This is a genomic window from Syntrophales bacterium (genome assembly GCA_030655775.1).
Classification (GTDB): domain Bacteria; phylum Desulfobacterota; class Syntrophia; order Syntrophales; family JADFWA01; genus JAUSPI01.
This window is the reverse complement of record JAUSPI010000191.1, coordinates 1-10,770: the sequence shown is the minus strand read 5'-3', so window position 1 is coordinate 10,770 and position 10,770 is coordinate 1. Positions and strand designations below refer to the sequence as shown.

Below are 10,770 nucleotides of genomic sequence, written 5' to 3'. Positions count from 1 at the left end.
ATACGACAAATCTTTATCCACTTCCCCTAACGGGTCATCAACAAACGGCGACCCTTCAACAACGGGTTCCATCCTTTCTTCCGGTTTCTCATATTTGCCCATGATGTTCTCCCTTATCCAATTGAGCTCATAACTTACAATGTGGTTTTGACAAATTCAACCTTCTTATTAAAGTTATCAAAGCATTTTGAGGAGAATACGTACTGGCTATACATCTTCAACCAGTTTCAAAACTTGTTTGTAAACCCTCCTCTTTGAAAGGCCTGTTTCCCGGGAAATTACATCTACTATATCTCTTGTCGTAAGTTCGAGATCTTCACGCAATTTTTCAACCATGATTCGTATCTCTTCATCCGAAAACTGACGAGGTGTTTTTTCTTTTCCCGCAACTACAAGAGTAATTTCTCCTTTTACCACCCTTTCTTGCAGAGAGTCCATAATTTTCCTGACATCTCCCCTTAATATCTCTTCAAAAACCTTTGTCAACTCTCTGGAAACAACTACTTCCCTGTTCCCCATAATTTTTTCTATATCCCGAAGTGTAGAAACCAGCCTGTTAGGAGACTCATAAAAAACCATCGTTCTGCTCTCATCCTTCAGTAATTCTAAAAACTCTCTTCTCTTATTTGCTCTGGAAGGCAAAAATCCATTAAAAACAAAATGGTCCATTGGCAGACCGGAAACACTCAGTGCTGCTATCACGGCAGATATGCCAGGAACAGGAACAACCTTGACATGGTTTTCAATCGCTCTATTCACTAAGATATATCCCGGATCTGATATGCCGGGAGTTCCGGCATCAGACACATAAGCCACATTCATCCCGTCACTAATCTTGGAAATCAAAAAATTACTTTTTTCTAACTCATTATGATCATAAAGGCTGGTGAGTGGAGTACGAATTTGATACGCGTTTAACAGTTTCTTTGTCCTGCGGGTATCTTCTGCCGCAATAAGCTGGACTTCCCTTAGAACCCTCAGCGCCCTGAGCGTTATATCCTCCAGATTACCTATAGGAGTTGAAACAATATATAATATTCCCTTCTTCATAGTTCCAAATTCAAGGTTTAAAGTTTGGCTTAGGTTCTTCTCCCGATTAGTTGATGCAAAGGGTTCGAGGGTTCAAGGATTCAGGGGGTCGAGTGCTTTGCCAAACTTTTAACTCTTTATAACGCTTAAGCAGTTCACTCGAACCCTTGACCCCTTGAATCCTTGAATCCTTATGACCATACCAACTCTTTTGGAGATGACCCAAAGTTTGACAGTCTCGTAAAAAGGCATAAACTGCACCATTTGTCATGCTGAACTTGTTTCAGCATCTAATTATTTCAGCAAGTTAGAGACCCTGAAATAAATTCAGGGTGACAAAAACTGACTTTTTACGAATACATCAAAGTTTAATACATCAGATCAAAAGCATTTTTAATAAGTTTTACCTCGCTGCCCTCAGATAAAATTTTAACCGCCGCAACATCAAATCTTGCGCGGCAGTCCTGAAACTGCTTTTCCTTCAAATAATTCAATGCTATTTTTGAAATTTTCATTTTCTTGCTATGCCCGACTGACTCCTGCGGATAACCGTATTTAGCCGATCTCCTGCTTCTAACTTCTACAAATACTATGACATTTCCATCTATTGCAACAATATCAATCTCTCCAAAAACGCACCTGTAATTCCTCTGAACAATTCTGTACCCTTCTTTTTCCAGATAATCAGCCGCAATATTTTCCCCCAGTTTACCTGTCTGAATCTTAGTAGTAGTCGTTTGTTTCATGCTTAGAGGTATTCTTTTACCCCCTTGAAAGATCTTCTGTGAATTTTACAGCACCCATATTTCTTTATGGCCTCGAGATGTTCCAGAGTACCATACCCTTTATTTTTAAGAAAATTATACTGCGGGAATTGATGATGATATATCTCCATTATTTTATCTCTGGACACCTTGGCAATAATAGAAGCTGAAGCTATTGAAATACTCAGGGAATCTCCTTTGCGAATGGTCTGTTGCGGGATGGATACGTTAATATTATTGATACCATCAATTAGAAGATAATCCACGGCAAGGGAAAGATTTGCAACCGCCTCTTCCATTGCCATTAACGTTGCCTGAAGAATATTTATGGAATCAATGACAGGCGATTCTACAACACCTAACCCGACTGAAAGGGCATCACTATTGATTGTTTCGTATAGTCTTTCTCTCTTTTTGGGAGAAAGTTGTTTTGAATCACGAATTTCATCATTCTTATAACTTGGGGGAAGAACTACGGCCGCTGCAACAACAGGACCTGACAGAGGACCCCTCCCCGCCTCATCAACACCAGCCAAAACCTGAAAGCCGCTACGATGAGCACTCAGTTCAAAACTGTACATAGTCATTAAAAGTGCCTAAAGTTTGAAGTGCCTAAAGTGAGCTAAAGTTAAAATGATCAAACCCCTTAACTTTGATGCACTCGTAAAAAGTCAGTCATTCCCGCGTAGATAACGCCATATGGCACAATTATAGGCGGGAATTCATAGAGGGAGAGCTTTGCATAATACCAATATTGTCATTGCGAGCAACACGCGGCGCAAGCGCCTGCGCTGCGCGAGCGAAGCAATCTCATAACATATTGATAATTCATAAGATTGCCGCGTCGCTAAAGCTCCTCGCAATGACCAGAATTGCAGTTTTGCAAAGCTCTCAGAGGATTAAGCGCTTGAAAAGACTGGATTCCCGTTCCCCGATCGGAGTCGAGGACAAGCTTCACGGGAATGACAAAATTGTGCATATTTCGACTTTTTACGAAACTGTCAACTTTAGGCACTTTAGTTCACTTTACACTTCAAACTTCTTTAACTTTAGCTCTCTTTCTCTACCTTCTATTGGCTTCTTTTATCCTTGCCTTTTTGCCCCTAAGTCCTCTCAGATAGTACAGTCTGGAACGCCTGACTTTTCCTTTTCTCACAACCTCGATCCTGTCTATTATAGGCGAATGAAGGGGGAAAGTTCTTTCAACACCTACACCATATGATATTTTCCTCACAGTAAAACTTGCCCGGTTACTTCCCCCTCTTTTCCTTATTACAACTCCTTCAAAAATCTGTGTTCTCTCTTTCTGGCCTTCGACAATTTTCGCGTACACCTTAACGGTATCACCTGATTTAAAATAAGGAATATCTAATCTCATCTGTTCTTTTTCAAGCATCTCAACTCTATTCATTTCTTTCTAACTCCTCTCTCCTAACAATCTATCCAATACAACAGCTACTGCAGATCGAACAGACAGGTGGTTATAATTAGATGGTCCTTCGATCGGTTCAAGGAAAAAGTCGGCATCATCAATCACTTCCCTGACAATGCCCCAACCTGTCCCAAAAACCAGAAGACAGGGATTTTGACTTTTCGCTATACTTCTTTTCAATTCTGCGAATTTTGTCAACTTTCCCCGAAGTCCTGCACCCGTTACCACAAGCCTGACCTTATTTTTTGATTCTGCCGAGATATCTTCCAATACCTCATCGAGGGTACCTTTTAAGTCGACAATATCCATCGCTTCTTTCCTCAATGGATTATAAGAAGCGCCATACCCCCTTTGCCAGTGACGTATTATCCGTCTAACCAGCTCTCTCTGTTCTTCAACCGGCGTAACTATATAAAACCGTTTTATGCCGTAAGTCTTCGCGGATCTAGATATATCATGTATATCCATATTGGTAACCGCGGTTGTAATAACATCTCCTTTTTTATTATAAACAGGATAATGTAAAAGAGCGATGTAAATATTTTCCATGGATATGAAAAATCAGAAGTCAGGAGACAGAAATCAGGAGACAGAATAAAAGAAGATTATAAATAAAATTATTCCGATTCCCTTCTGAATTCTGAATTCTGGCTCCTGACTCCTTTTTTAAGTTCTTCAAGAATTTTTCTGTCCTCCTCCGATAACTCCACCTTTCTCAACAAATCAGGTCTTCTCGTAAGCGTCCTTTTAAGGGATTCCCTGCGCCTCCATTTATTAATCTCATTATGATTCCCCGAGAGCAGCACATCGGGAACCTCCCACCCCCTATATTCTCTTGGACGCGTATAATGGGGATATTCCAGGAGGCCTGTTGAAAAAGAATCAAGCAAAGCAGATTCTCTATTACTCAAAACGCCTGGAATCAAACGGGAAACTGCATCAACCACAATCATGGCCGGCAACTCCCCTCCGGTCAGGACATAATCACCCGTCGAAATCTCCCTGTCTACAAGATTCTCTCTTATCCTTTCATCCACGCCTTCATAATGACCACAGATAAGAACAACTTGAGAAAGCCGGGAAAGTTCTTCTGCAACCCCCTGATTGAAGGTCTCGCCCTGAGGTGTCAGTAAAACAACGGCTGCATCCGACCTCACCGGGACAACAGACTCTACTGCCCTTACAACCGGTTCCACCTTCATAACCATTCCGCCGCCGCCACCATAGGGATAATCATCGCACATCCTGTGCTTCCCATCAGCATAGCTGCGGATGTCATGAAGATTTATTTCTATCAATCCTTTTTCGAGGGCTTTTTTTAAGAGGCTGTCATTGAAAGGGGACTCAAACATTCCGGGAAAGAGAGAAAAAATATCAAACCTGATCATAGTCTGTTACAAACCTTTAAGCAGTCTGACAACCATCCTGCCATTTTTTATATCTATTTTCCGGACTACGTCAGCTATCGCAGGCAAAAGAATTTCTTTTTCTTCGCTGGTGCATACATAAACATCGTTACTACCCGTGGGTAAAATACTCTCGACCCTGCCAATAATCTCACCATCTTCAGTAACAACCTCAAGTCCAATAATATCCCGCCAGTAATACTCATCTCCTGATAACTTTTCCAGTTTCTCAGAAGGTACTAAAACCTGACATCCTACCAGCGCGCTCGCAGCAACAATATTTTCCACACCTTCAAGTTCAAGCAAAAAGTGTTTTTTGCTGATTTTGATATTTTTTATCTTTTTGAGGTTAGTCTCTTGTTTTTCAAGCCCTACATAAACCTCCTTCAGTGATTCAAGTATCGTGTTCGATTCCAGATATAAAATCACCTTCATGCGACCGCCAAGCCCATGAGGTTTAACAATTTTGCCTATCTCAAAAAGATCCATAAATTAAGAGGTTTTTACTTTTTATTCAATAATCTCCAATACTGTCCTTTTGCGAAGCTTAGCTGATGCTGCACTCAAAATCGTCCTCATAGCTTTTGCGGTTTTTCCCTGTTTGCCAATAACCTTGCCCAGGTCTTCCTTTGCAACCCTCAGTTCGAGCACGGAAGTCCTTTCACCTTGTATTTCGGAAACCTCTACCACTTCGGGACTATCTACCAATGCTTGAGCAATATACTTTACCAAATCTTTCATGGTAACACCCTCCACCGGTTATTTGTAATATGAACTGCTTGATAGACGATAACTCGAACAACCATTTGAAAATCCCCACAGCAAACCTGCGGGAGACACGCTCGCGATTCATTTTCAGCAGCTATTCAACTCAGACTGCCTCAATTCTTTTCAGCTTATAATAATCCCCTTTTTTTTGAGTAACTGGGAAACGGTTAATGTTGGCTTGGCACCCTTTGACAGCCAATCGACAATTCGATCCTCTTTCAAGTTAACCTCTGCCGGATCCTTCTTAGGATCATAATTCCCAACAATTTCAATAAATCTTCCATCTCTGGAAGATTCGACATCAGCAACAACAATTCTGTAAAAAGGTTTGTTTTTTGCACCCATTCGTGCCAATCTTATTTTTACTGCCATTTATTAACTATATCACCTCCTAAAAAATATTCTAAAACAATCATGATGCTTTCGTAAAAAGTCTTTTTTTATCACCCTGAATCATATCCTGAACTTGTTTCAGGATCATTCATGGCCTCTAACTTATTGAAATGTTTAGATGCTGAAACAAGTGAGATCCTGAAACGAGTTCAGGACGACAAATGGTGCACTTTATGACTTTTTACAAGACCATCAATTTTGTTTTTCTAACACATATTTAATCTTATTAAAAGGGGAATTTACCCCCTCTCAAAGATTTCATGCCACCCTTTGTTATTTTCTTCATCATTTTCCTCATTTCAACGTAATTCTTCAACAACCGGTTGACATCCTGAACTGCTGTGCCACTTCCTCCGGCAATTCTCTTTCTTCTCTGTCCGTTTATGATCCGGTAATCGAGGCGCTCCTTTTTCGTCATTGAGTCGATGATAGCCGTCACCCTGACCAATTCACCTTCATCTACGTTCACATTTTTCAATGACTTCATCTTGCCAAATCCGGGAATCATGCCCAGAATATCCTGCATGGAACCCATCTTTCTTATCTGTACAAGCTGGCTTTTGAAGTCCTCGAGGGTGAAGGAATCTTTCCTGATTTTCTTTTCCAGATCCCTGGCTGCCTTTTCATCAAATGCAGTCTGCGCCTTCTCAACCAGAGTCAAGACATCCCCCATACCGAGGATTCTCGATGCCATACGTTCCGGATGAAATACTTCAAGGGCATCAAGTTTCTCACCCACACCGATAAACTTTACAGGTTTTCCCGTCACCGCCCTGATGGACAATGCCGCCCCGCCTCGGGCATCGCCATCCATCTTTGTCAGGATTACTCCGTCAATCCCCAGCAGTTCGTCAAACTTCCCTGCTGCAGATACGGCATCCTGGCCGGTCATGGCATCGGCAACAAACAGTATTTCCGATGGATTTATCACATTCTTTATTTTTTCCAACTCATCCATCATCTCACTGTCAATATGCAACCTTCCTGCTGTATCGATAATTACCGCATCATAATTGTTTTCACCTGCTTCTTTAACAGCCTCAACACAAATCCTGACAGGGTCTTCTACTCCTTTCGAATCGTAGACATCAACTCCAATATTTTCTCCAAGGATCTTCAACTGGTGGACGGCTGCGGGCCGGTAAACATCCGCCGGAACGAGACAAACACGCTTTCCCTTATTTAACAAGACACGGGCAAGCTTGGCCGTCGTTGTAGTTTTACCACACCCCTGAAGACCAACCAGCATAATGGGTGCAGGAAATCTATTGGCAATTTTTAACTGGCTACTCTCCCCCCCCATCAGCTCAACAAGCCTGTCATTGACGATTTTTACAACCTGCTGACCGGGAGTAATGCTGCCAAGAACCTCCTGCCCCACCGCTCTTACCCTGAGATCCTCAATGAAATTCTTAACCACTTTGAAATTCACATCAGCTTCAAGGAGCACCATCCGGATTTCCTTTAACGCATTCTTGATATTCTCTTCATCAAGCCTGCCTCTTCCTTTCAGCTTTTTAAAGATCCCTTCCAGTTTTTCAGTCAGACTTTCAAACATGATGAATACCTGTTTAAAGTTTCGAGTTCAAAGTTGATGCACTCGTAAAAAGTCTCAAAATGTGTCATTTGTCATGCTGAACTTGTTTCAGCATCTATTATTTCAGCAAGTTAGAGACCCTGAAATAAATTCAGGGTGACAAAAAAAGACTTTTTACGAGACTGTCAAAGTTCAAAGTTCAAAGTTTAAAGTTAATTCCATTCCCCCAAACTTGAAACTCGGAACTTTGAACTCTAAACTTTGAACTATTTTTTAACAATCATGCACTTCAAGCCTTTAATCTTCTTCTCTAAGATTACTGCAACCTTTTCCGCATCTTTACGGGTCACAAAACCCATCAACCGAACACGAAACCACGTCCCTTTTAATTTCAACTTAATTTCATCAACCGCGGAGTCGTAACCCATATCAGATAATTTTTTATTGAGCGTCTCCGCCTTCTTTCTATCTTTAAAAGAGGCTACCTGTATTATGTGTTTATTTTCAACAAGAGCTTTTTCCCCTCCACCCTTCCCCAATTCATCACTTTTACTGGCCAGGGTGTCATAGAAGGTAAGTTTAAAATCTTTTTTCTCTTCCTTTACTGTCTCCTCAGCGGCTACCGGTTTCCTGACAATCTTTTGCTTTGTTATACGGGGAATACCTTTTACAATCTTCTCCGGGTAGCTTTCAATGTTTTTCCCAACTATAACTCCAAAAATAAAAGCAAATAAGAGAGAAAGAGAAGTCCCGAAGACAAATAAAATCAATCCAAGCTTGCCCAGTCTAAATTCAAAATCTTTTACATTTCGGGAAGACATTAACTTTCCTCTGGTTCGATTAATTAAATATTAAATAGGGACAGCGCCCTTTTTCTTTTTCTGCTAACTCTTTCCTTTACAGGAAAAAGGGCGCTGTCCCTATTTAACTCACATTTTTTCCGGGGCCGAGACACCCAAGAGCATTAAAGCGTTTCTCAAAACTATCCGAACAGATTTAACAAGAAAAAGTCGTGCCGTGCTTAAACCCACGTCATCGGAAATCACTCTGTTTTTGTTATAATAACTATGGAAAACAGAAGCAAGGTCGTTCAGATAAAATGTAAGACGATGGGGCTCAAGCCCCTTTGCGCTTCCTTCAACTACTTCCGGGAATCTGACAATTTCTTTAATAAGCGTAGTTTCCTCCGGAAGGGTTAAAAACCTCCAATCCACATCACCGAAGCCGGGAATTTTACAACCTTGTTCATGTGCTAACCTCATGATACTGGATATCCTGGCATGTGCATATTGAACATAATAAACAGGATTTTCATTCGACTGTTTTTTGGCAAGCTCCAGATCAAAATCAAGATGGCTGTCTGATCGTCTCATGAGAAAGTTATATCTTGCCGCATCTCTTCCCACCTCATCGACAACTTCTCTCAAGGTCACGAATTCTCCACCTCGTGTAGACATAGCTACTGGTTTTCCACTCCTTAAAAGATTTACCAGTTGCACCAGGATAATCTTAAGGGCTTCTTTTTCATTACCAAGAGACTGGATGCCGGCATACATTCTGGGAATATAACCATGGTGATCAGCACCCCAGACATCTATAATCATATCGAAGCCCCTTAAATACTTGTCGCGGTGATAGGCAATATCTGCAGCAAAATAGGTCGGCTCACCGTTTTCCCTGACCACTACCCTGTCCTTTTCATCACCAAAATCGGTTGTTTTGAACCAGAGAGCCCCTCCCTCCTCATAGATAAACTCCTTTTCCTGAAGTTCTGCGAGCAGCTTTGTGACTCCATCATCTTTATAAAGTTCTTTCTCACTGAAATAACTATCAAAAACTACACCAAAGGCATTCAAGTCCTCCTTTATTCCACTCAAAATAGAATCGACGGCATAATCTGTAAAAACAGGTCTGGCTTCTTCCTCTTCTTTTTCAAGATACTTGTCACCATATTCTTCAGATATCTCTACGGCCAGCTCTTTAATATAGTCTCCCTGGTAACACTCAGGGGGAAACTCAATCTCTTTTCCCAGCAGCTCCAGATAACGGAGAAAAACAGATTTTCCCAGAATATCCATCTGGCTGCCTGCATCATTAATATAATACTCTCTGACAACGGAGAATCCCGAAGATTTCAGGATATTGGTAACGACATCACCAATAACGGCACCCCTTGCATGTCCTATATGAAGAGGCCCGGTGGGGTTGGCACTGACAAATTCTATCTGCACCTTCTTGCCTTTTCCAAAATCGGATTCTCCATAACGATCACCCTGTTCATCCACGTCTTTCAAGAGGGGCACCCACGCATCTTTTTCAATAAAAAAATTGATAAAGCCGGGGCCGGCAATTTCTATCTTAGCCAGCAGGTTATCGCTATCGTCGATATTTTCAACGATCTGTTCTGCTATTTTACGCGGGTTCCCCCCCTGGCTCGAGGCAAGCACCATGGATGCAGTACACGAATAGTCGCCGTGGGATTCCTCCCTTGGAGTTTCCACTTCTATAAAGGGAAGGTCTCCTGTTTCAAACATCTGTTTATCGGAACAGGTTCTAATAGAATTTTCCAGTAATTCAATTAACTTCTTCTTCATCTAAAAGCCTTTCCCTTACCCCAAAATAGACATTGAAAATAAAGACTGTCCTCCCCATCCCGTAGGACAGCCGTCTCGGCTGTCTAAGCGATTCACCATTATGGACAGGCGGGACGTCTATCCTACTGTGCTGGAAGGGTCAATGTCTATTTTTGGGCCTTTGCTGATAGCTTGCCTTTCTTATACTAAAAAAGTTGGCCAAAAGGCCAACCCGTTTCTCTGAAACTAAATATAAGCACCCGACCTCAGGGAGGCCGGATTTATGTGCAGGTTCCGATTTACGATTTTATCAAACCAATGGCGAAAATTTTCCCATTCACAGAAAGGGAAAACCATAAACGGTTACTTTATTTTTCCTTCTTTTCTACCTCATCAATATCTTTATCCTTTATGGCAAGATCCCTGGTAAAATCGGGACAGTGAACATTACCGAAAGAATCCGATGTAACACTAAATCTCTTCTGGCAGTTTCCCCTCCATGCGCATATTGAACAGTATCTCTTCTCCGTTCCCATAATGCCAACCTCCACCTTTCGATAACATTGAACGCCACGCTATAAGTTTACGACCATTAAGTCAAGAAATTTTGGCACCTATAAAGAAAAGATTGAAACTGTATAAACTCAGTTTCTATCATCTTTCCAGGATGTGAGTGTCAGTTCATCTGATGTGTATTTGTCTTTCAGTGCCGCGTCATAATAAAGCGTTGTATCGCCCAGCATTACTACCTTCCTTCCCCATACAGTGCCGTAGTAGTCCGCATTACTCCAGGGACCATATATAATTTTCATGGCTTCTCTTGAAGTTAAGTATCGTATCTTATCGGACTTCTCTCCACGAATTAACC

14 protein-coding genes are annotated in these 10,770 nt (G+C 41.5%); all 14 read right to left on the bottom strand.

The window, feature by feature from the left end:
- Positions 1 to 207 precede the first annotated feature (207 nt).
- The gene (rsmI, locus tag Q7J27_10410) at positions 208 to 1,050 is read right to left on the bottom strand and encodes a 16S rRNA (cytidine(1402)-2'-O)-methyltransferase (protein MDO9529555.1); all 843 of its coding nucleotides are present in this window, start codon (positions 1,048 to 1,050) and stop codon (positions 208 to 210) included.
- A 347-nt stretch (positions 1,051 to 1,397) separates the two neighbouring features.
- Entirely contained in the window at positions 1,398 to 1,775 is a 378-nt protein-coding gene (locus tag Q7J27_10405) for a YraN family protein (GenBank protein ID MDO9529554.1), read from the bottom strand.
- 2 nt (positions 1,776 to 1,777) lie between these two features.
- On the bottom strand, positions 1,778 to 2,374 hold the full coding sequence (locus Q7J27_10400; protein ID MDO9529553.1) for a ribonuclease HII: 597 nt from the start codon (positions 2,372 to 2,374) through the stop codon (positions 1,778 to 1,780).
- Between the two features lie 482 nt (positions 2,375 to 2,856).
- On the bottom strand, positions 2,857 to 3,204 hold the full coding sequence (rplS, locus tag Q7J27_10395; protein ID MDO9529552.1) for a 50S ribosomal protein L19: 348 nt from the start codon (positions 3,202 to 3,204) through the stop codon (positions 2,857 to 2,859).
- Between the two features lie 6 nt (positions 3,205 to 3,210).
- Entirely contained in the window at positions 3,211 to 3,774 is a 564-nt protein-coding gene (locus Q7J27_10390; protein ID MDO9529551.1) for an RNA methyltransferase, read from the bottom strand.
- A gap of 68 nt (positions 3,775 to 3,842) precedes the next feature.
- Complete coding sequence (trmD, locus tag Q7J27_10385; protein ID MDO9529550.1) at positions 3,843 to 4,613, bottom strand: tRNA (guanosine(37)-N1)-methyltransferase TrmD; 771 nt, start codon at positions 4,611 to 4,613, stop codon at positions 3,843 to 3,845.
- Between the two features lie 6 nt (positions 4,614 to 4,619).
- A complete protein-coding gene (rimM, locus tag Q7J27_10380) occupies positions 4,620 to 5,120 on the bottom strand; it encodes a ribosome maturation factor RimM (GenBank protein MDO9529549.1) in 501 nt (166 codons plus the stop codon).
- A gap of 21 nt (positions 5,121 to 5,141) precedes the next feature.
- Positions 5,142 to 5,372 (bottom strand): KH domain-containing protein, encoded by a 231-nt coding sequence (locus Q7J27_10375; GenBank protein MDO9529548.1) that lies wholly within the window; start codon positions 5,370 to 5,372, stop codon positions 5,142 to 5,144.
- 150 nt (positions 5,373 to 5,522) lie between these two features.
- Positions 5,523 to 5,771: a 30S ribosomal protein S16 gene (gene rpsP, locus Q7J27_10370; GenBank protein ID MDO9529547.1), complete on the bottom strand. Its 249-nt coding sequence runs from the start codon at positions 5,769 to 5,771 to the stop codon at positions 5,523 to 5,525.
- A 247-nt stretch (positions 5,772 to 6,018) separates the two neighbouring features.
- The gene (gene ffh / locus Q7J27_10365) at positions 6,019 to 7,350 is read right to left on the bottom strand and encodes a signal recognition particle protein (protein ID MDO9529546.1); all 1,332 of its coding nucleotides are present in this window, start codon (positions 7,348 to 7,350) and stop codon (positions 6,019 to 6,021) included.
- A gap of 245 nt (positions 7,351 to 7,595) precedes the next feature.
- Complete coding sequence (locus Q7J27_10360) at positions 7,596 to 8,150, bottom strand: SPOR domain-containing protein (GenBank protein MDO9529545.1); 555 nt, start codon at positions 8,148 to 8,150, stop codon at positions 7,596 to 7,598.
- A gap of 108 nt (positions 8,151 to 8,258) precedes the next feature.
- Positions 8,259 to 9,923: an arginine--tRNA ligase gene (gene argS, locus Q7J27_10355; protein MDO9529544.1), complete on the bottom strand. Its 1,665-nt coding sequence runs from the start codon at positions 9,921 to 9,923 to the stop codon at positions 8,259 to 8,261.
- A gap of 347 nt (positions 9,924 to 10,270) precedes the next feature.
- On the bottom strand, positions 10,271 to 10,438 hold the full coding sequence (locus Q7J27_10350; protein ID MDO9529543.1) for a hypothetical protein: 168 nt from the start codon (positions 10,436 to 10,438) through the stop codon (positions 10,271 to 10,273).
- Positions 10,439 to 10,546: 108 nt separating this feature from the next.
- The coding region (locus Q7J27_10345) for a hypothetical protein (GenBank protein ID MDO9529542.1) at positions 10,547 to 10,770 on the bottom strand (224 nt) is incomplete at its 5' end.

Excerpts from the sequence above, each read along its gene's own strand:
- rsmI (MDO9529555.1), bottom strand. The coding sequence starts at position 1,050 with ATGAAGAAGGGAATATTATATATTGTTTCAACTCCTATAGGTAATCTG.
- Q7J27_10405 (MDO9529554.1), bottom strand. The coding sequence starts at position 1,775 with ATGAAACAAACGACTACTACTAAGATTCAGACAGGTAAACTGGGGGAA.
- Q7J27_10400 (MDO9529553.1), bottom strand. The coding sequence starts at position 2,374 with ATGTACAGTTTTGAACTGAGTGCTCATCGTAGCGGCTTTCAGGTTTTG.
- rplS (MDO9529552.1), bottom strand. The coding sequence starts at position 3,204 with ATGAATAGAGTTGAGATGCTTGAAAAAGAACAGATGAGATTAGATATT.
- Q7J27_10390 (MDO9529551.1), bottom strand. The coding sequence starts at position 3,774 with ATGGAAAATATTTACATCGCTCTTTTACATTATCCTGTTTATAATAAA.
- trmD (MDO9529550.1), bottom strand. The coding sequence starts at position 4,613 with ATGATCAGGTTTGATATTTTTTCTCTCTTTCCCGGAATGTTTGAGTCC.
- rimM (MDO9529549.1), bottom strand. The coding sequence starts at position 5,120 with ATGGATCTTTTTGAGATAGGCAAAATTGTTAAACCTCATGGGCTTGGC.
- Q7J27_10375 (MDO9529548.1), bottom strand. The coding sequence starts at position 5,372 with ATGAAAGATTTGGTAAAGTATATTGCTCAAGCATTGGTAGATAGTCCC.
- rpsP (MDO9529547.1), bottom strand. The coding sequence starts at position 5,771 with ATGGCAGTAAAAATAAGATTGGCACGAATGGGTGCAAAAAACAAACCT.
- ffh (MDO9529546.1), bottom strand. The coding sequence starts at position 7,350 with ATGTTTGAAAGTCTGACTGAAAAACTGGAAGGGATCTTTAAAAAGCTG.
- Q7J27_10360 (MDO9529545.1), bottom strand. The coding sequence starts at position 8,150 with ATGTCTTCCCGAAATGTAAAAGATTTTGAATTTAGACTGGGCAAGCTT.
- argS (MDO9529544.1), bottom strand. The coding sequence starts at position 9,923 with ATGAAGAAGAAGTTAATTGAATTACTGGAAAATTCTATTAGAACCTGT.
- Q7J27_10350 (MDO9529543.1), bottom strand. The coding sequence starts at position 10,438 with ATGGGAACGGAGAAGAGATACTGTTCAATATGCGCATGGAGGGGAAAC.